The sequence below is a fragment of the Variovorax rhizosphaerae genome, from assembly GCF_037889975.1.
In the GTDB taxonomy this organism is placed as follows: domain Bacteria; phylum Pseudomonadota; class Gammaproteobacteria; order Burkholderiales; family Burkholderiaceae_C; genus Variovorax; species Variovorax rhizosphaerae.
The window spans coordinates 1-19,627 of the sequence record NZ_JBBKZT010000012.1 but is presented as its reverse complement, the minus strand read 5'-3'; the positions used below and the strand labels follow the sequence as shown (position 1 = coordinate 19,627).

The 19,627-nt window shown below is 66.4% G+C and carries 14 protein-coding genes and 1 pseudogene; 4 read left to right on the top strand and 11 right to left on the bottom strand.

From position 1 onward, the window contains the following. Positions 1–55: 55 nt before the first annotated feature. A pseudogene (locus WKW82_RS24125) lies at positions 56–1,168 on the bottom strand (acyltransferase family protein); the annotation flags it as partial. Positions 1,169–1,630: 462 nt separating this feature from the next. Here WKW82_RS24125 and WKW82_RS24120 point away from each other — a divergent pair. After that, complete coding sequence (locus tag WKW82_RS24120) at positions 1,631–2,800, top strand: DNA topoisomerase IB (RefSeq protein ID WP_340344880.1); 1,170 nt, start codon at positions 1,631–1,633, stop codon at positions 2,798–2,800. On the opposite strand, the gene WKW82_RS24115 is transcribed toward WKW82_RS24120, so the two are convergent. The 10 genes from WKW82_RS24115 to WKW82_RS24070 all read right to left on the bottom strand — a co-directional run bounded on the left by WKW82_RS24115 (position 2,746) and on the right by WKW82_RS24070 (position 17,317). Then, positions 2,746–3,426: a hypothetical protein gene (locus tag WKW82_RS24115; RefSeq protein WP_340344879.1), complete on the bottom strand. Its 681-nt coding sequence runs from the start codon at positions 3,424–3,426 to the stop codon at positions 2,746–2,748. The genes WKW82_RS24120 and WKW82_RS24115 overlap by 55 nt on opposite strands. Further along, on the bottom strand, positions 3,423–3,791 hold the full coding sequence (locus WKW82_RS24110; RefSeq protein WP_340344878.1) for a response regulator: 369 nt from the start codon (positions 3,789–3,791) through the stop codon (positions 3,423–3,425). The genes WKW82_RS24115 and WKW82_RS24110 overlap by 4 nt, the downstream gene beginning before the upstream one ends. A gap of 75 nt (positions 3,792–3,866) precedes the next feature. Continuing rightward, complete coding sequence (gene queF, locus WKW82_RS24105) at positions 3,867–4,715, bottom strand: NADPH-dependent 7-cyano-7-deazaguanine reductase QueF (RefSeq protein ID WP_340345188.1); 849 nt, start codon at positions 4,713–4,715, stop codon at positions 3,867–3,869. A gap of 82 nt (positions 4,716–4,797) precedes the next feature. Further along, on the bottom strand, positions 4,798–5,703 hold the full coding sequence (locus WKW82_RS24100) for an alpha/beta fold hydrolase (RefSeq protein WP_340344877.1): 906 nt from the start codon (positions 5,701–5,703) through the stop codon (positions 4,798–4,800). Beyond that, on the bottom strand, positions 5,700–6,548 hold the full coding sequence (locus WKW82_RS24095) for a 2OG-Fe(II) oxygenase (RefSeq protein ID WP_340344876.1): 849 nt from the start codon (positions 6,546–6,548) through the stop codon (positions 5,700–5,702). The genes WKW82_RS24100 and WKW82_RS24095 overlap by 4 nt, the downstream gene beginning before the upstream one ends. After that, positions 6,545–7,330: a peroxide stress protein YaaA gene (yaaA, locus tag WKW82_RS24090; protein ID WP_340344875.1), complete on the bottom strand. Its 786-nt coding sequence runs from the start codon at positions 7,328–7,330 to the stop codon at positions 6,545–6,547. The genes WKW82_RS24095 and yaaA overlap by 4 nt, the downstream gene beginning before the upstream one ends. A gap of 148 nt (positions 7,331–7,478) precedes the next feature. Continuing rightward, the gene (locus WKW82_RS24085; protein WP_340344874.1) at positions 7,479–12,287 is read right to left on the bottom strand and encodes a cadherin-like domain-containing protein; all 4,809 of its coding nucleotides are present in this window, start codon (positions 12,285–12,287) and stop codon (positions 7,479–7,481) included. 444 nt (positions 12,288–12,731) lie between these two features. Next, the gene (locus WKW82_RS24080; protein ID WP_340344873.1) at positions 12,732–14,927 is read right to left on the bottom strand and encodes a site-2 protease family protein; all 2,196 of its coding nucleotides are present in this window, start codon (positions 14,925–14,927) and stop codon (positions 12,732–12,734) included. Between the two features lie 4 nt (positions 14,928–14,931). Further along, positions 14,932–16,554: an efflux RND transporter periplasmic adaptor subunit gene (locus tag WKW82_RS24075; RefSeq protein WP_340344872.1), complete on the bottom strand. Its 1,623-nt coding sequence runs from the start codon at positions 16,552–16,554 to the stop codon at positions 14,932–14,934. Between the two features lie 7 nt (positions 16,555–16,561). Further along, positions 16,562–17,317 (bottom strand): efflux RND transporter periplasmic adaptor subunit, encoded by a 756-nt coding sequence (locus tag WKW82_RS24070; protein WP_340344871.1) that lies wholly within the window; start codon positions 17,315–17,317, stop codon positions 16,562–16,564. 92 nt (positions 17,318–17,409) lie between these two features. Here WKW82_RS24070 and WKW82_RS24065 point away from each other — a divergent pair, with 92 nt between their 5' ends. From WKW82_RS24065 to tnpC, 3 genes are all read left to right on the top strand, one after another. Continuing rightward, positions 17,410–17,835: a hypothetical protein gene (locus WKW82_RS24065; protein WP_340344870.1), complete on the top strand. Its 426-nt coding sequence runs from the start codon at positions 17,410–17,412 to the stop codon at positions 17,833–17,835. Next, positions 17,832–18,179 carry an IS66 family insertion sequence element accessory protein TnpB gene (tnpB, locus tag WKW82_RS24060; protein WP_340344869.1) on the top strand — a complete coding sequence of 116 codons (348 nt, stop codon included), beginning with the start codon at positions 17,832–17,834 and terminating at the stop codon, positions 18,177–18,179. The genes WKW82_RS24065 and tnpB overlap by 4 nt, the downstream gene beginning before the upstream one ends. A 77-nt stretch (positions 18,180–18,256) precedes the next feature. After that, on the top strand, positions 18,257–19,627 hold a 1,371-nt coding region (gene tnpC, locus WKW82_RS24055; RefSeq protein ID WP_340344868.1), incomplete at its 3' end, for an IS66 family transposase.

The window sequence follows — 19,627 nt, the reverse complement described above, 5'->3', positions numbered from 1 at the left end:
GGCCCGACAAGCGCTTGAGCAGCGGTCGCTCGACCCAGAGGTGAAAAGCCACCGAGGTGGCGATGCAGGCGACCGAGATGCCCACGAACGCAACGAGCATGCCGATCGGTCCGGTCCATCCGAGACCCGTGACCAGCTTGCAGAGCACCGCAATCAGCGGGAAATGAAGCAGGAACATCGCATAGGACGCGTCCCCGATCACAGCGAGCAACTTGTTCCCGAACAGTTGCGGCTTGAGGCGCTCCACGCCGACCAGCGCAACGATCAGGACGGTTGCTGCCAGCCCGAAGCCGATGTTGACCAGCGCTTCCGGCAAGGTCTTCAAGACTTCGGACGCCGCCCCGATGGCGAAGAAGACCACACCCGCCCACACAGCCACGGCCACGGGGTTGCGCACCCACCACCGATCATTCCCGACCATCAGTGCCGCCGTCGCGCCAAATGCGAAGAGGAGCATCAGTTCGTGGCCGAAGAAACTCGCCAGGAAGCCAGGGTCAACCGCGTACAGGCTCCACGCCATGTTCAGCACGAACAACAAGGCCGCCCCTGCGAAAAGCATACGGTGCAGGATGGCCAACCCCACGGCCGCATAGAAAACCATCTCATACTGCAGCGACCAGGCCACGACGAGGACGGGTGCTCCCGTGCCACCGACCAGGGCCGGATCCTGCGGCAACAACAGCACCGCCTTCAACAGCACCATCAGGTCGCTCGGCATGGCATCGCGCAGGGACGGCACGGCCAGGGCCACCAGGTAGACGCTGAAGAAGATCAGCAGGTAGATCGGGAAGATGCGCACCGCTCGCTTGCGCAGGAAACGCAGCAGCCGGTGCGGCTCGCCGAAATCCTGGCGGTGAACGAACGTGATGATGAAACCGCTGAGGACGAAGAAGAACGCCACGCGCGCCGGCCCGCCCAGGGAGAACAGCTGCCGCAAGTACTCCGCGTCGTGACCGAAGTACTTGGGCAGGGCCAGGGTGCCCGCAAGATGACAGCACACCAGCAGGATGGCGGCGACAGCCCTGCAGGTCCTCAACGAATGGAACAGACCTACCGAGGGACGCCGCGGGTTCTTCGAGGGCGCGATGGCGGCTTGGCTCGCCCCCGGGCGCGCGTCCCGCGCGCCTGCGCTGCCCGGCAACTGACACTGTCCCGCGATGCCGATCATTGGCCCCTCAGGATGTTGACTGAATCGGAACGACTCCGGCGAATTGGCCATGTCTGCTGCTGCGTGCACGCCGCCCGCCTCACCAGCACCAAGGCCAAAAGGAGACCAGGCGCGCGTGCGGCGGCGGTGACACTGGCAATGACATGAAATCGCTCCCTAGATTTTTATACGGAAACGCCACGACTGAGTAACAATTATTTATTACTGCCTCCGGCGGACGTTGATCCGATGCTTATTGAAAGTATCTTCGAACATGTGAAATCCAACACACCCGCAGACCTCGGAACGACGATGGTATGGGTCCTTGGTACTACGGGCAATACGAACGGCTTATTGCAAAAATTCAAAAAAATTGTTCGTTAGTTTTTATGCGTTACCGCCGGATCGGGGAGAGAGATTGCGGACTTCATCTGTCTGACGCGTCCTACACGGGTGGGTGATGTCCAGCGGAATATCTGCGGCATGCCCGCAACGCGCGACGACTCCAGGCTTCGAACAGAGGATGGTCCGGGCCTGATCTACGTCAGGCCTGACATGCCGGGCTTCTCGCGCGTGAAGGCCGGCACTCGATTCCGGTACAGGGATACGCATGGCGCATGGCTGCAAGATGCAGCGCAAATTGCGCGCATCCACCAACTGGCCATCCCGCCGGCGTACCAGCGCGTGTGGATTTGCCCGCTCGCCAACGGCCACCTGCAGGCGACCGGCCTGGACGCGCGGGGCCGCACGCAATACCGCTATCACGCCGGCTGGCGCGCAATGAAGGACCAGGCCAAGTTCGACCGGCTCGAAGCCTTCGGCCAAGCGTTGCCACGCATCCGTGCCCGCGTCGCGCGTGACCTGCGCGTTGGCCGCGGCGCGCCGCTGGAACGCTCGCTGGTGCTGGCCACGCTGGTGCGATTGCTGGACACCACCTTCCTGCGCGTCGGCAATGACGAGTACGCCCGCAGCAACGGCTCCTTCGGCCTGACGACCCTGCGCAACCGGCATGCGGACGTGCGTGGCGGCGCCTTGACGCTGCGCTTTCGGGGCAAGGGTGGCGTCATGCACGAGGCCCGCGTCGACGATCCGCGCCTGGCCGGGGTGGTGCGACGCTGCCAGCAACTGCCGGGGCAGGAGCTTTTCCAGTACGAAGACGAGGACGGCACGCCGCGCAGCATCTCGTCCACCGACGTGAACGAGTACCTGCGCGAAGCCGCACCCGATGGCCATTTCACCGCCAAGGATTTCCGCACCTGGCATGGCACCGTGCAGGCGCTGGAACTCACGCGGCTGGCCTGCAGCGCGCCATCCTCCGGCACACCCGGCGACACACGCCAGGGCGCCAAGGAGATTCTTGCGGCGGTGGCCGCGCGGCTGGGCAACACGCCGGCGGTCTGCAGGAAGTCCTACGTGCATCCCGCAGTACTGGCGCTCGGCGGCAGCCTCGCGGCCGATGCGGGGGCGATGAACGAGATATGGAAGAAGATCACGGGCCCCGCATCCGGCGCGCGCCGGCTGCTTGCCGCGGAGACCCGGTTGCTGGCGTTCCTGCGCCTGCAACGGCGCCGGGAGTCACGCGAACGACGCAATGCGCGTCAGGCCGCGCCGAACTCCAGCACCAAGGTCGAATCGTCCCGCGTCACGGCATAGCCGAGGTCGTCCGCAAGGCTCTGCAAGGCGATGGCATCGATGGCCAGTGCGCGTGGCGCGCGGTGCGCATCGGCGCTGGCGCGCGGCGCGCTGTCCGGGTCGTGCGTGACTGCGGTCAGGCGCAACGCACGCTCACCCTCCGGCGCGATGCGGACCGCGCCGAGGCCCTGGATGCTGTCATGCAGATGGCCCATCCCACCGAGCAGCAGGTAGCGCAAGGCCGCCGATTGCGGCCAATGCGTCTCGCCCTCCACGGGCTCCAGCGCGGGGTCGATTTCAAGCGAGATACCCTGCATCTCATAGGCTGCACGCATCAGCGACGCGCACTGCGCCACCAGGGCCGAGCGCGTGATGCCCTCGTCGGTGGTGGCCAGTTCCCAGTCGCGCAGCGATCGAACGCCCGCAACGAGCGCACCGACCTGGCTTTCGACCAGTTCCAGGCGCTGGGCGCAGGTCGAGGCATCGATCGGGTCGGCCGCAACGTTGCGCTTGAGCATCAGGAGCCCCATGCGGATCACCGACACCGGGGCCACCATGTCGTGGCGCAATGCGGGCAGCGCACGCGTCAGCAACTCGTGCCGCACGCCCGCCGCAATCCAGCTCCTGGCGCTGGGCGAAGCCTTCATGCAGAAGCGCGCACGCGCGGCGCCGCAAGGATGCGGTCGAGCGCGTCGAAATCAATCGGCTTCTGCAAGTAGTGGTCGAACAAGTCGCGTGCCTTGGCCCCGGTGGCGTCCTGCTCGGAATAGCCGGATATCGCGACCAGCAGCGGCTGTTCGCCGCCATTTCTGCGCAGGAAGCGGGCGACCTCGCTGCCGGGAAGATCGGGCAGCGAGAGGTCGATGAGCGCCGCGTCGAATTGTTCGGCGGCCGATGCGTCGAGCGCCTGCCGCGCGTTGTAGCAGCAGCGGGCGGTGTGGTCCTGCAACGAGAGCAACTCCTGCAGCAGGTCGGCCGCAGACTCGTTGTCGTCAACGATCAAGACGTTCAAGGGCGGCCCTCCAAGCGAAATTTATCGAAGCGGTAAGTATGGTCCCAGCGGCGCCGCGCGGCTGTAGGAGCGTGCCTACTGTCGCGCCGTGCGGATGTTGGCCGGCAGGGCCTGTGGCCAGCTGGTGCGAAAGGGGTTGATGTCCAGGCCGCCGCGCCGGGTGTAGCGCGCATGCACCGCCAGCTTGCTCGGTTTGCAGCGCTGCCAGATGTCATTGAAGATGCGCTCGGCGCAAGGCTCGTGGAATTCGTTGTGATTGCGAAAACTGACGATGTACGCCAGCAGCCCGGCCTGGTCGATGGGGGCGCCGCTGTAGCGAATTTGTACGCTGCCCCAGTCGGGCTGGCCGGTGACGAGGCAGTTGCTCTTGAGCAGGCGGCTTGTCAGTGTTTCGTTGACATGCACTTCGTCCTGGTCGGCACTCAGCAGTTCGGGCGCGGGCTGGTAGTGCGTGCATTCGATCTCGAGCCGGTCGAGGTTGAGGCCGTCGAGTTCATGCACCGGCTCCTGGTCGAAGGCATCGGGCAGCACCAGCCGCACGCCAATGGTTCCTGTGCGCTCGCTGCCTCGCCATGTGGCTTCGGACAGGTCGGCGCGCAGGCGGTCGCGCACCGCGTCAGGGCTCGCGAACACGGTGCTGTTGAAGCTGTTGAGGTAGAGCTTGAAGGACTTGCTCTCGATGATGTTGGCCGTCTCGCAGGGGATCGTGAAATGCACGATGGCCAGTTGCGGCTTGCCGCGCGGATTGAGCCAGCTCAGCTCGAAGCCGGTCCAGAGGTCGGCGCCGAAGAAGGGCAACGCGCCGTCCCTGATGCCCATGGCTTCGCGCTGTGTCGCGCGTGCGATGGGGAACAGCAGGCTGGCGTCGTACTGATCGATGTAGGCGGAGTTTTTGCCGAGTTGCGATTGCTGCGGCGTGTTCAGCAAGGTCATCCTCCAACCTCCGCGCTTCGCGCTGCGGTGCGAGCGCCTGCGGGCGTCCAGGCGCAGGGCGTCCCGGCGTCGCTCATGCCGCCTTCCCCGGCTCCCGCAGGAACGGAATGATGTGCCGCATCAGGATGTCCGACAGCTGCGGCGACAGGTCGTGCCCCATCCCCGGCACGGAGACGAAGCGCGCTCCCGGGATGCGCCGGGCGGTGTCGTGGCCGCACTCGATCGGCACCAGCTTGTCGGCGTCACCGTGCACGACCAGGGTCGGGCTCTTGATCTTGGCGAGCACGGTGGGCCGCTGGCTGTCAGCGCCGATGGCGAGCATCTGGCGCACCAGGCCGTCCGGGCGATAGGCGCGCCGGATGCCGGTGCGCACACGCGTGGCCAATGCAGTCGGGTCATTGGGGTAGGCCGGGCTGCCGATCAGGTTCACGAACTTGACGCTGAAGTCGACCAGCGCGTCCTCGTCGCGACTGGTGGGCCGGTTGAACAGGCCGCGCGCCACCTCGGGGCGCGGCCCGGGCAGTCCGCGCGCGCCGCTGGAACTCATGATGCTGGTGAGACTCAGCACACGCTGCGGCGCGGTGGCCGCGACGCGCTGCGCGATCATGCCGCCCATCGACGCACCGATGATGTGGGCCTGCTGCACGCCCAACGCATCGAGCACGCCGAGCGCATCGTCGGCCATGTCCTGCAGCGTATAGGCCGACTGCACGCGCAGGCCGATGCGCTGGCGGATGCTCTGCCACACGACGCTGCGCTGGCCCGCATGCTCGAAGCCCTGGCTCAGTCCGATGTCGCGGTTGTCATGGCGAATCACCCGGAAGCCCGCATCGACCAGCGGCCGCACGAAATAGTCGGGCCAGCCGATGAGCTGCATGCCCAGGCCCATGATGAGCAGCACCACCGGCCGCTCGTTCTGGCTGCCGTCGGCGCCGCTGTCGTCGACCTCGATCTGCAGGCCGTTCGCTTTCACTTTCATTTGAACTCTCTTTCACGCAACCATTTGGTGGCCACCCATTTCTCTCCTGCAAGGACAGGGGCGCCGCCGTGCAGCGTCTTGGTGGCCGGGTGGGGACGGTCGTAGCTGAAGAAGACGCCGGTGCCGCGCACCGGACCGACTTCCAGCCCGACATCGGGGAAGGTGGTGGCGCCGCCCTGCTCCGGCGACTGCAGGTACATCACCAGCGTGGCGACGCGCTGGCCGCCGCGCTTGAGGATGGTGGGCGTGCCGGGCTCGACGGGGTCGAAGTAGTCGTAGTGCGGGCGGTATTGGGCCCCCGGCGCATAGCGCAGGATCTGCAGGCCTTCGCCGAATTCGATGGGCCAGTGCAGCAATGCGGCCAGGCGCGATTCCAGCGACTTGACGATCTCGTTCTCGCCACGCTCGAAGAACATGCCGTCGCTGGTGCGGTCGACGTTGAGCACCTCGCCGCCGGTCTTGGTCTCGACGGTGAGCGAGCGCGCCAGGCGCACACGTGCGGCGGCGATCAGGCCTTCGCATTCCTCGTCCGTGAGCAGGTTGCCGAACACGACCACGCGCGGGTTCTGCATGGTCTGCAGCACCTTGATCATGCGGCCGTCGGCCTCGATTTCGAGCGGCGAATTGGTGAGGTCCGGACCGGGCATCGCACGCGGGGGCTCCGGCGCCGCGGCCGCGCCAATCGGCGCCAGAGGTCCGAGTTCAGACAGCGCCGCATCGGCCACGTCGTCGTGCCAGCCGGCCTCGCGCATCGAGATGCGCAGGGCCGGGATCGAATGGCCAGCCGCCAGTTGCGCCACCATCCATTGGCGCAACTCCGGGCTGATGGTTTGCCCATTGCTCATTGCGTTTTCCTCCGAAAGACCAGGCGATCGGGCTTCGATGCGCTGGCGTCAAACGAGTAACCTTCGAGATCGAACTTCTCGAGGGCCTTCGGCGTCGCGGCCTTGTGCAGGATCGCCCAGCGCGCCATGAGGCCGCGCGCACGCTTGGCGAAGAAACTGATGACCTTGTAACGGTCTCCCTTCCACTCCTCGAACACGCATTCGACGATGCGCGCCTTCAGCGCCTTGCGATCGACCGCACGAAAGTATTCGTTGGACGCCAGGTTGATGACCACCGGCGTGCGATCCGCAGCGGCGCGCTCGTTGAGGTACTCCGAGATGCGCGTGCCCCAGAAGTCGTAGAGATTGTGCCCGTGTCGGTTGGCCAACGGCGTGCCCATTTCCAGGCGGTACGGCTGCAGCCGGTCGAGCGGGCGGAGCACGCCGTAGAGGCCGCTGAGGATGACGACGTGCTCCTGCGCCCATTCGAGTTGCTTCGGCTTGAGGGTCTTGGCATCGAGGCCGCCGTAGACGTCGCCGTCGAAGGCCAGCGCGGCCTGTTTCGCGTTCTTCGCGGTGGACTTGCTGGACCAGGCGGCATAGCGCGCGAAATTGAGCGCGGACAGGTTGTCCGACAGGTGCATCAGCTCGGCGATCTGCTGCGGGGACTTCTTGCGCATCAGCGCGATCAGTTCGTCGGAGGGGCCCTTCGCGCCCTCGAACACCGGTTGCGTGGCGGGAAGGCTGGCGGGAACCGGGGTTTCGTAATCGAGCGACTTGGCGGGGGACAGCAGGAAGAGCATCGATCGATTATCGGGCGCTGGCCTGGGCGTACTTTCGGGGCAAAAAAATACCCGCCCGTCGCGCGGCCGTGGGGCGTGCGATGGGCGGGTCAGGGCCGGGTGGTCCGGTCTTTACTTCAGCAGTCTTGCTTCTTGTTGTGGGTTCCGATCAGCCCAGCGCGGCCAGGAGGTCGGCATCGACCGTGCGGGTGGCCTGGTGGCTGGCGCTCGCCAGTTGCGCGGAGAAGAGCGAGGCGGCCGTCTTGTTGTCCTTAGCGGCCTTGTCCTTGCCGGTTGCCTTCTGCTCCGTGCTCTTGCCGATCTGGCGCATCTCGCCGGCGTTGCTGTCGATCTCGATCACGTGCGTGCGGGTGTCGCCGTTCTTGCGCGTGACGGTGATCTGCAGGGTCTGCAGGTCCGCGCCGACCGGGCGCTCGATCGCGATGTGGCCGTGGCCATCCACGCGGATCCAGCTCGGCAACGCCTTGCCGTCGGCCAGCGTGGCGCTGATCTTCGTGATGGTCGACTGGGCGGGTGCCGCCTGGTCGCTCACGTCGATCCAGGTTTGCTGGCCGCGTGAGTACAGCGCCAGGTGCACGTCCGAATCGACGCGCAGCGAAGTCATCGAGCGCGTTTCCACGTCAACGCCAGCCATCGCCTCGACTTGCGCGTGCAGCGCGTTGTCGCTGGCGACGTGGCCGACGACCTGGCTGCCCTGCTCCGCACCCAGCACGCGATGCGCGCTGTCCAGCGAGCTGCCATGCAGCGACGCCACGCCATTGACTGCTTGCAGCACCGCGCCGCGTGCGCTCAGGTCCTGCGTGCCACCCAGGCCCTGCAACCCATTGATGGCGTCGAGCACCGCGCCCTCGGCATGCACGAGGGGCGTGCCAGTGCGCGGGCCGACTGCGTCCACGACCGGGCGCCGTTCGCTTTCGTGGCGACCGAACAGATCGTCAGAGGGTTCGAACACGAAGGGATAGTCGTCGTGGTATGTGTCGTTGGCCTGGCGTATGTCGAGCGTCAGGGCCGCAGTGACCAAGCCACCCTTGCCGTCGCTCACGGTGTAGCTGATCACCAGGGTGCCCGAATAGTGGCGGTCCGGTGTGAAGCTGTAGCTGCCGTCGGCGTTGATGTTCAAGGAGCCGACACCGGGGATCTCGACCGGCTTGCCAGCATCGATCGGGCCTTCCACGCCGGAAACCGTGAAGCTCTTGATGGTCAGCGAGTCGCCGTCCAGGTCACCGTCGTTGGTCAGCAGGCCGCCTTCCGGACCGACAACGATCGGGCGATCGTTCGTGCCCGGCACCGTTTCGCCGATCACCGCCGGCGCGTCGTTCACCGCGGCCACATCGATGCGGACGGTACCAGTGCCCGTGCCGCCTGACGAATCGGCCACCACGTATGCGATGCGGACCGGGCCGTTGTAGTCGGGTGCCGGCATGAAGCTGATCGTGCCGTCTGCCGCGATGTGGACCATGCCATGGGGCACGGCGATGTCCTGCACGCCGCCGGTGAGCGCCGTGCCATTGATCGAGCTGATGCGCAGGGCATCGCCGTCCAGGTCGTTGTCGTTGCCGAGCAGGTCGAGCACGACGGGCTTGTCTTCATCGGTCGTGGCTGCGTCGTCGTTGGCAACCGGTTCGTCATTGACCGCTTTGACCGTCAAGGCCAGCTCGCCAGTCACTTCGCCGCCGTGGCCATCAGCCACCGTGTAGTGGGCCATGGGCACCGGGCCGTTGTAGTCCGGCGCCGGGGTGAAGGTATAGCCGCCATCAGCGTTGATGACGAGTACGCCCACGCCGGGGATGTCGGCCGGCCGGCCGGCCAGGATCGGACCCTTGACGCCATCGACCGTGAAGTCCTTGATGGCCAGCGTGTCGCCGTCGGGATCGACGACGTTGCTCAGCAGGCCCTCGGCGGGCTGCACCACCAGGGGCGTGTCTTCGGTGACGATGTCGGTCCCGTTGCCGGATTCACCGGGCTTGCCCTGGTCGGGGGTGCCTGGCTTGCCCGCACCCGGGTTGCCCGGCTGGGCCGGGCCCTTGATGACAGGCGCGTCATTGACCGAGGCCACCGAGACGTTCACCGTGCCCGTGCCCTTGGCACCGGACGTGTCTTCGACCACATAGGCGAAGCTCACCGGGCCGTTGTAGTCGCGATTGGGCGTGAAGGTCATCGTGCCGTCGGCAGCAATGCTGACCTTGCCGTTCGGCACGTCGATGGTCTGCGCGCCACCCGTCACGGCGGTGCCGTTGATCGAGGTGATCTTCAGCGCGTCGCCGTCGGCATCGCGGTCGTTGGCCAGCAGGTCCAGCACGACAGGCTTGTCTTCGTCGGTCGTGACCGTGTCGTCACCGGTCACCGGGGCATCGTTGACCGACTTGACCGACAAGGTCAGCTCACCCAGGGTGTCGCCACTCTTGACCGGGGCGTCGTTCACCGGGGTCACGGTGATGCTGACGCTGCCCGTGTCGCGGGCACCTGACGGGTCGGTGACTTCGTAGTCGAAGCTCACCGGGCCCTTGTAGTCCTGGTTCGGCGCGAAGGTGATCGTGCCGTCGGCAGCCACATTGACCTTGCCGTTCGGCACATCGATGACTTGAGCTGTGCCCGAGGTCAGATCCGTGCCATTGATCGACGCCACGCGCAGCGTGTCGCCGTCCACATCCTTGTCGTTGCCGACGAGGTCCAGCACCAGTGCGGTGTCTTCCTTCGTGGAGAACGTGTCGTCCACAGCAACGGGCGCATCGTTGACCGGCGTCACGACGATCGTGAGCTTGCCAGTGGCGGTGCCACCGTTGCCATCATCGACCGTGTAGGTGATGCCGGGCACAGGGCCGTGGTAGTCCACGACCGGGTCGAAGCTGTAGCCGCCGTCGCCGTCGACGGTGACCGGATAGACCCCGTCGTCGTGTGCCACGGGATCGGTGTTGACGAGTCGCAACTCGCGGCTCGAAAAGCCGTCCGCGCCGGTGACGATACCCACGGACGAGTTCGGCAGCGCCGTTCCCGCGCCAGTGTTCACGTCGAACTTGTAGACCTGTCCGGTGCTGTTCGCAAAGCCGTAGATGTTGCCGGTGACGTCGGAGAACATGCCGCCGAAGGCCACGGTCGGACCGACGCCGGTGGCGCCGATGACTCGGGTCGCGCCCGTGGTCCGGTCGATGCTCAGCAGGCCGCCGCCGGAGGCCGCGGGCAGCACGCCGTAGAACTTGTCGTCCTTGGCGTTGTAGGCGATGTCGGCGATGTTGGCGCCGGCCGTCGGCACGGTGAAGTCGACCGAATGGTCCCACTTCATCGTCTGCACGTTGATGGCTTGCAGGGTGCGATAGCTGCTGCTGTAGACATAGAGCAGGCCGTCCGGGCCGAAGTCGCCCGAAGTGAAGCCGCCGGCCGCGAAGGATGCGGGCGCGCCGGTGCCGTCGACCGTGCCGAGGATGACCATCGAGCCGTCGCCGCCGATGCGCACGACGTTGCTGCCGCTGATGCCGTAGGAAAAGCCATCGGCCGTGTTGAAGCCCATCGCGTTGACGTTGATGCCGGCCGACCATTCGGAGCGTTGCAGTTCAGCGTCGCCGAAGGCGATGGTCACCAGCTGGCTGGAACGGTTGGCCGCGTAGGTGTTGCCGTCGCTGCCGACCACCGGCGCGGTGTTGGCGATGACGACGTAGGCATTGCCCTGGTCGTCGAAGCGCTGTTGCGCAACCACGTTGACGGTGGTGAAGCGGGCGGCCGAAGTGCTGGCGCCATCGCTCACCGTGAAGCCCACGGTGCGGTTGCCGGTGACCACGCTCGCGGTGGTCGCGTCGTTGAGGTAGCCGACCGTGCGCAGCAGGCTGTTGAGTTCGGCCGCACTGATGTTGCCGCCACCGCTGCGCGAGACGGTGATGGCGGAGCCGTTGTACTGGATGTCGAACTGCGTGCCGCCGACCGTCACTTTCATCGGGTCGTGCGCCACGCCGTCCATGCGCACGAACTGCATGGCGTTGCCGCTGCCGAAAGTGATGCTTTCCTTCGCGCCGTTGGCGAAGCCGCCGAGCGAGAGCGTGAGCGACTGGATGTCGTTGTCGGCATCGGAGACGAGCGCATCCACGTCGGCCAGGTGCGTCGGCTCCGAGCCGCCCGGACCGGAGGTGATGCGGTAGTTGCCGCCCGTGCCGCCCGAGGAGCCGTTGGCGTCCAGCGTCAGCGTGGGCGCGGCCATCAGGTGGTTCCAGTCGCGCGCCTCGATGGCGCGGGCTTCGACGGCGCCGGTGTGGCTTTCCAGCGTCCAGTTGCCGCCCAGGCCCGCGGCGCCGGTGGCATCGGTCGATGCGGCGACGTCGGCGCCGGTGATGCTGGCGAGCAGTTCGCTCGCGTGCTGGCCTTCCGTGCCTTCAGCAAAGTCGCAGCCGTAGATGAGGATGTCGCCGTCGGCGGAGAGGCTGCGGCCGATGGCAGCCAGTTCGTCGCGGTACTCGCCCTGCATGCTCTCCAGGGTGAGCGTGGCGCTGCCCAGGTGCAGCTGGCCCTCGCCGCCGTGGCTCACGAGGTGGATGGCGCCGATGTCGCTGCGACCGGCGAGCGTGTCGGCGATGAGCTGAACGCCGTCCTGGCCGGGCTCGATGAAGTGGATCTCGGCGTTCGGTCCCAGGTCCTTGACCAGGGTGTCGACGTCGGCGAGGGAGTGATCGATGAAATAGACGTTGGCCGCGTGGGCAGCGGTGTCGGCGGAATCGGCGGGATGGGCATCGCCGGAATCGACGGGCGCCAGGTGCGTGTTGGCATGGGCCAGCGCCTGCATGAGTTCGGCATTGGAAGCATCGGGTTGCGCATCGACCGGGGCATGGCCCTGGTCGGCCATCGCCTCGACGGTGGCGGCTGCGGCCGCATCCAGCAAAACGCGCGATTCGAGTGCCTGCAACCGGATCTTCGGGACGGGCTTGCGGGCCGGCGTGGTGGAAGAGGATTGGCGGTTCGAATAGCGCTTGAACATGGGGACTCCGTTCGTTGAGGGCAATTGAATCTGCTGGAAATGAATTGCGACGCAGATTTCGTCGAATTCAATTTCTTCCGTTCGATTCAATTCAAAACAACCCGATTTCCTTCTGGAAATCCCCAATCAGCCGCTGCTCTCTTACTACGCTTGAAACTCCACAGTCGCATTCGGGAGGTGCCTCGACGGCGGCTCCTGAAAGCCGCTTCGAATTCGCAAATCACTTTGCGCCAACACCCTTAAGGGTTAACCCTGAATATACCGAAACACCCGCCCAGTGGCTGCGGGTTCAGTCCCCTTGCCTCCCCGGAAATTTCCGACATCCGGCGTGTTTGCGGCTACACCTCCTGCAAAACACTTCAAAAATTTCCCAAGCGGAAAAATGAAAACGGCCACCGGAAGCGGTGGCCGTTGATGTCGAGCGGGAAAGGCGGGGGCCGGGCGTTACGCCGCGCCCTCACGCACCAGCACGTGCGTCACGCGCTTGAACACGCGCCAGGCCATGCTCTGGAAGTCGCCGCGCACATGCATCTCGCCGCGCAGCTCGGTGCGCGGTCCGGAACCATCGGCATTGCTCACCGAGGCAGCAATCTCGAACATCGCATGCTCCGAGCGCGCTTTCTTGCCTTCAGCGCGCGCGTCGATCGGGCCGCCGAAGGTGGAAGCCAGCAGCCAGTTGTCCAGCGTGTCCGAGGCCGCGGCGCCGATGCGCTTGACCTGGATGTCACGCGTGGCGGCAACATGGTGCTCGTCGACGAAGGTGCCCTTGTCGCCGTCCTGAATGCGTTCCAGGTCTTCCGAGTCGATGTAGCCGCGCGCTTCCAGCGTGCCGGGCTTGCCGACCAGCACGAGCATGGTCGTCGCGTTGATCCACCGGCCCGAATGCAACTCGGGTGCGATTTCCATGACGACGCCGTCCATCGGCGCCTGCACGACCAGGCGTGCCTTCTCGCGTTGCAGCCCTTCGATGCGGTCGCGCTCCAGGCGCAGTTCACGCGCCAGCACCAGGCTGTCGGAGAGGTCGCGCGAGTCCGCGGCGCGGCGGCCCATGCGTTCTTCCAGCAGCGCGGCGCGGTCGAAGGCGGCTTGCAACTGTTGCTCGATCTCGGGCGCCGAGAGTTTCATCATCACCTGTCCGGCCTTCACCGGGTCGCCGGTCTTCACCAGGATCTGCTCGATGCGCGCCGGGCGCGGTGCGAACGAAGGCGCCTGCTCGGCGGCCGTCAGCACGGCGGGAATGCGCACCATGTACGGGAAGGGCACGAGGAAGGCGAACACCAGGCCCAGTGTGACCACCGCGGTGACACGCACGCGCGCACCCGTTTCCGCGCGGCGCTTGAGCCACACCTGCACTTCACGCCAGATCGGCATCACGATGAACCAGCCCATTTCCACAGCGAACATGAAGATGCCGAGCACCTTGAAGAAGAAGTGATAGACTAGGAATGCGATCCCCATGAACAGGAAGAAGCGGTAGACCCAGGTCGCATACGCAAAGCCGATCAGCAGCAGGCGTTGGCGGCCTTCCGCGGGCTCGGGTTGCTCGTCGCCGTAGCCGAACAGTTGCTCGCGCAGGAACCAGCGGCCCATCGCGAACGCACGCTCCTGCAGGTTGGGCTCGCCGATCAGGTCGCTGAACAGGTAGTAGCCGTCGAAGCGCATCAGCGGGTTGCAGTTGACCGCGATGCTCATGATCCAGCTGGTCGTCGCCAGCGCGAAGGCCGCATGGCGCAGCGCGCCTTCGGGCAGGAAGATCCAGAGGTAGGTGGCGATCACCGCGATGATCAGTTCCACTGCCATGCCGGCCGCATCGATCAGCACGCGCTGCCGACGGTTCGGCAGGCGCCACGCGTCGGTGGTGTCGGTGTAGAGGATCGGCGTCATCACGACGAAGGCCACACCCATGGTCGTGACGCGTGAGCCCATGCGCACCGTCGCGTAGCCATGGCCGAGTTCATGCAGCGTCTTGACCAGCGCCAGGCTGATGCCGAAGGTCGCCACGCCGGCCACCGAGAACATGTCGGGGAAAGTGTGCAGGAAGGTGTCCCACTGGCGCGAGACGAGGTAGAGGCTGATGAGCCCCATGCCGGCCAGCACGTACCAGAACATCGGCTGGAAGCACACGCGCACCAGATGCTGGGTCTTGCGCAGGAAAGCGTCGGGCCGAGCCAGAGGCACCTTGAAGAACAGGTAGCTGTGCAGCAGCTTGTTGCCGAAGGAGCGCTTGGCGCCCTCGGCCTGGCGGCGCACGCGCGCAAAGGTCTGCTGGGCGGCGGGGCGCACCAGCTCATGGCGTTGCAGGAATTCCAGCAGTGCGGCGATCGACTCGTCGGAGACTTCGCGACCGGTGTTGGCGACCACCTGCGCGCGCATCGCGCCGACGGTGCTCGCGTCCCAGCAGGACAGCAGGTCGACCGCATCGCGTTCGATCTCGAAGAAGCGCTGGGCCATCGGGTCGTGGATCTTCCACTGTCCTTCATGGCCGGCCTTGGCGCCACCGGCGCCGCCTTCGATCAGGCGCAGGTCTTGCCGCAACGGCGGCAGCACCTGGTCGTCGAGCTTGGGCTTCTGTGCCGCGGCGGCTTGCAGGCCGGGTGGCATGCCGGCTTGCATACCGTGAAGTGCGTTTGCGTGTTCCATGGCATCAGACTCCGGTCCATTGGCGCAGTGCCGTCAGCGGGCGACGCATCAGGTAATAGAACAGCGAGACGGGCTCGCCATAGACGCGGGCCGTGCCGCGCAGGCCAAGGCGTTCGGCCGGTGCCTGGAGGTCCGTGCCGCGGGCCGTGACCGTGAAGCTGGCCACGCCGGCCGCATCGGCCTCGGCCTTGTAGGCTGCGCGGACCACGGTCGCCTTGATCGGCGACAGGGGCGCAGCGTCGAGGAAGACCTTGGCTTCGGCGCCGTCGCGCAGGTTGACCGCATCGGCCACCGGCATCTTGATCTGGAACTCGACTTCCTTCGGGTTGGCGACGCGCATGATCGCTTCGCCCACCGCCACCGGGCGGCCGACCCAGTCGCGCGGATCGCCATAGAGGGCGACGCCGGCTTCCCTGGCCTTGATGATCGACTTGTCGAACTGCGCACGGGCGAATTCGAGTTCGGCGCTGGCCACGGATTCTTCGCTCTGAGCCACCGCGAGTTCGCGCTTGGCGCTCTGGTCGTCCACCGCGGCTTGCTGGAAGCGCAGCATCTTGGCGCGCGCGACTTCCAGCTTTTGCGTCGCGACATCGAATTCGCTGCGCAGCGTGGTGTCCACGAGCTGGACCAGCGGTGTGCCTTCCTTCACCTGGGCGCCGGGGGCGACCAGGATCCGCTCGACCACGCCGGCCACCGGTGCAGCCACGACGAACGGATCCTGCGGCGTGACTTCGACCGGGGCCAGCGTCGTCAGCGGCACCGGCACGAAGGCCAACAGCAGCGCGGCCACGGCCGAACCGATGGCGGCCTTGCGGTAATGCTGGCGCCAGTTGCGCACGGGCTTGGCGCGGCCGGCGATGGCGCTGGCGCCATGTGCGTAGGCCTGGGCCAGGCGCTCGGCCAGCTTCTGGTGCGACTCGTCCCATTCGGTGTCGCGGGCCAGCAGCCAGCCGGTCCGGATGGCTTGCTCGCCATCGACCAGGGGCACCCACAGCATGTGGCGCAGGGCCGCTTCTTCGGTGCAGGGGTCCGCAGGGTCGGCATACGAAGGCAGGCTGAAGATGTGCGACATGCGCGCGACTTCACCCTGGCGCCACAGGGTGGCGGTGAGGTTCTCGTACCAGCGCAGCATTGGCGCGTCGCGGTTGACCTTGGCCAGGCCGGAGACGGCGGCGACGGCCCATGCCGTGGCGTCCGATTCGGTGCGCGGCTGCGCCTTGAACTTCGCCATGTACTTCGACTGGGCGACCTTCGCGAGCGACTCGCGCGATTCGAGCACCAGCGCCTGGCCGAAGGGCAGCAGCGCCACGGCTTCGTTGGCCAGGTGTTGCCACAGCGCTTCACGCGTGGCGATGCGGCGCAGTTCGCCTTCGATGCGGATCAGGTGGGCGATGCTGGGGCTCATCGCGGCATTGGCTTGCGCCGGCGCGATGGTGCCTGCAACAGCCCTGGGTGCTTCTGCGGTCGGGCTCGCGGCGGGGCTCGTGGGAGCCTTCATGGCCGCGCTCTTCTGCGCAGCCGGTTGCGATTCGGCACTGCGGTTCTCACGGACCACGAGGCGGGGCCGCAGCAAGGGTTTGGCGGGCGTGGCGGCCACGGCCGGCTCGATCTTCTGTGTATTCGTCATGACGTCTTCAGCGGGCGCGAACCGCTGCCGTGGATTGCGCGACGGCGGTGGCCTTCGTGCTGTTGGACATGGCAGCCGCAGGGGCCGCAGCGGGGGCCGGAGCGGCTGCGACCGGCACGGCGGACGCCACAGGTGCGACAGCGACAGCCGGCGCGGCGGCAATGGGCGCCGCACCCGTGGCGGCTGCGCCGCCGAGCGTCGCGCGACCGCTCATCCCGGGCAGGACTTGCGCAGGCTCCTTCGGCACCGCGGCAATCACCTTGACCGTCTGGCTCACCGCATCCACGCCACCCGAGATGCGTTGCACCCTGGCCTGCACGACATCACCCGTTTCATCGACCTTGAAGGCGAAGTCGGAGCCGGACTTGAGCCAGGACAACCACTTCGACGGCACCACCATGTGAAGCTCGACCGGGCCGTCGCTCACGACGCGCATCAGCTTGTCGTTGGCTTGCGGTGCTTCATGCACGCGGGCCATCGTTTCCACGACACGGCCAGCGAAAGGCGCGACCACCTTGCAGCCCGACATGCGGGCCTCGATGACTTGCGACTGCGCTTCGCGTTCCTTCTGCTTGAGGCCGGCGATCTCGGCTTCGGCGCGGCCCGTGGCCTCCATGCCGAGCAGGGCGTTCTGCACTTCGGCATTGCGCGCTTCGGCCTTCTGGCCGGCACGTGCCGCATTGAGTTCGGCACCGAGGCGGGCGCAGTCGAAGGCGACCAGCGTGGCGCCCTTCGGAAAGCGATCGCCTTCCTTGAAAGGCATGCTCGTGATGCGTAAATGTCCGAGCGTCCCCGTTCTTGCGAATGGATCCTTGATGAAGGAAGGTCGACGTCTTCACATTGAGGATGTTGACGATGGAACTGGACAAGGATGGCGGTGCACGGGCAAGGAAGCATCGCGTGGACTGGCGCACTGGCAAGACGATGGTGGAGCGCGGCGACGCGTTCTGGCAGGAGCACGAGAGGCTGCGCCTTGAGTCGGGGATGAGCGTGCCGCAGTATTGCGAGGCGCATGAGCTTGCGCTGTCGACATACCGCCATCGCGTCAGCGGTCGACGACGCGGAGGTAATGCTGTCGCGACAGGGACGACGGCGACAACTGCCACAACCAAGCAGCCGATCTCCTTCGTTGCCCTGCGCGCACCAGCGGCACCCAAGGCGGCGGCGTCAGTCGCGCAAGAGGCCGAGTCGCTGGAGATCTCGTTGGGTGGAATGACCTTGCGCCTGAACGGCAAGGCCGCCGATCGAGTGCTCGAGCGCGTGATGGCGAGGCTGGCGTGATCCTGTCCTCAGCGATCCGCGCCTACGTCTGCAGCGAGGCGGTGGATATGAGGAAGTCGATCGACGGCCTGTCGCAGATGGTTGCCTCGGCGATGGGCATGAACCCGTTGTCGGGCCAGGTCTTCGTCTTCATCGGGCGACGCCGCGACCGCGCGAAATTGCTCGTGTGGGATCGCCACGGATTTTGGGTCCTCTACAAGCGTCTCGAGGCGGGCCGCTTCACGGACCCCTCGCATCTGGCAACCTCGGGCATCGCGATGAGCGAGTTGATCGCGTGGCTCGAAGGCATCGACCTAAGCCGAACAAGACGACTGAGAAGCGTTGAGGCCAGTGCCGTGATCTGACGGCGTGGGAGCGTTGCCGCGAGGCAATCGGCACTTCACCGAATGCCCGCAAGAGCGCGGGCTGCGATCATTGGCCCATGCTTCTGGCCACCCCCATCGACCGCGCTGCACTGCCCGATGCGGTGGAGCCGCTGAAGGATCTGGTGGTGGAGTTCGCGCAGGCGCTCGTTGCCGTGCGTGCCCAAGCCGATGCGCAGATGGCCTCGCTGGCAGCCCAACTGGCCGAGTTCAAGCGCCGCCTGTTCGGCCCGCGCGCGGAAGTGCTGCAGGCCTTGCAGCCCGAGCTCTGGCAGGACACGGTCGAAGTCCCTGTGCCACCCGAGGAGCATCGTGATGTCGCCGGCCACAAGAGACGCCGCAACGGCCGTCCGGCCATCGATGCCGATGTTCCTCGACAGCGCGTCGAACACGACCTGAGCGATCAGGAGAAGACCCAGTTCCGACGCGTGGAGTGCATCGGCGAGGAACTCAGCGAGATGCTGGAGTACACGCCGGCCAGGCTCGTGGTGATCCAGCATGCGCGCATGAAGTACCGCTGCGAGGACGAGCGCGGCATGAGCACCGTTCGCACGGCGTCGGCCCAGGCCTCGCCGCTGCCCAGGAGCAACGCCGGCGCTGGCCTGCTCGCGCAGGTGATGGTCTCCAAGTACCAGGACCATTGCCCCCTGGCCCGCCAGGAGCGCATCTTCGCGCGGCACGGTGCGCGCATCGCTCGCCAGACGCTGTGCGACTGGGCGCTGTCGGGGGCTGAACTGCTGCAGCGCCTGATGGCGCCGCTGCACCGTCATGTGCTGGCCAGTCCGGTGATCTTCACCGACGACACGACGCTCGCGTTGAAGGCCCCGCGCGATGGTCCGCCACGCGGGCGGACCATCACCGCCAGGCTGTGGGTCTATCTCTCGGGCGGCTGGCTGCCAAACGAGGAGGGTCGATGGCAGAAGATCGCGCCGGCAGCCCTGTACGACTTCACGACCGACCGCTCGGGCACTCATCCAAGGCGCATTCTCGGCGCCTGGCGCGGGCTGCTGCAAGCCGATGACTTCTCGGGCTACGCCGAGAGCTTCCGCTCGGGCGTCACGCACGCAGCCTGCCTGGTGCATGCGAGGCGGCGCTTTGCGAAGATCGTCAAGGACGCACCGCGCGGGACGTCCCCGGGCTTGGCACACGAGGCCATGCGCTTCTTCGGCGAGGTGTACCGCATCGAGGAAGAGATACGCGACGACGATCCCGATGAGCGATGCAGGCAGCGGCAAGCCAGAACGCTTCCGCTGCTCCAGGACATGCGGCGCTGGCTGGACCATCACGCGCCGACGCTGCTGCCGAAGTCGCCTCTGGGCCAGGCCTTCGGCTACACGATGAGCAACTGGGCAGCGTTGACGACATTCCTGGAGCACGGGATGCTGGAAGCGGACAACAACACCAGCGAGCGCGCCATGCGACCGGTCTCG

Coding starts and splice junctions, on each gene's coding strand:
- yaaA (WP_340344875.1), bottom strand. CDS start 7,330: ATGCTCTTCCTGCTGTCCCCCGCCAAGTCGCTCGATTACGAAACCCCG.
- WKW82_RS24065 (WP_340344870.1), top strand. CDS start 17,410: ATGGAACTGGACAAGGATGGCGGTGCACGGGCAAGGAAGCATCGCGTG.
- WKW82_RS24075 (WP_340344872.1), bottom strand. CDS start 16,554: ATGACGAATACACAGAAGATCGAGCCGGCCGTGGCCGCCACGCCCGCC.
- WKW82_RS24100 (WP_340344877.1), bottom strand. CDS start 5,703: ATGAAAGTGAAAGCGAACGGCCTGCAGATCGAGGTCGACGACAGCGGC.
- WKW82_RS24095 (WP_340344876.1), bottom strand. CDS start 6,548: ATGAGCAATGGGCAAACCATCAGCCCGGAGTTGCGCCAATGGATGGTG.
- WKW82_RS24120 (WP_340344880.1), top strand. CDS start 1,631: ATGCCCGCAACGCGCGACGACTCCAGGCTTCGAACAGAGGATGGTCCG.
- WKW82_RS24085 (WP_340344874.1), bottom strand. CDS start 12,287: ATGTTCAAGCGCTATTCGAACCGCCAATCCTCTTCCACCACGCCGGCC.
- WKW82_RS24070 (WP_340344871.1), bottom strand. CDS start 17,317: ATGCCTTTCAAGGAAGGCGATCGCTTTCCGAAGGGCGCCACGCTGGTC.
- WKW82_RS24115 (WP_340344879.1), bottom strand. CDS start 3,426: ATGAAGGCTTCGCCCAGCGCCAGGAGCTGGATTGCGGCGGGCGTGCGG.
- WKW82_RS24080 (WP_340344873.1), bottom strand. CDS start 14,927: ATGGAACACGCAAACGCACTTCACGGTATGCAAGCCGGCATGCCACCC.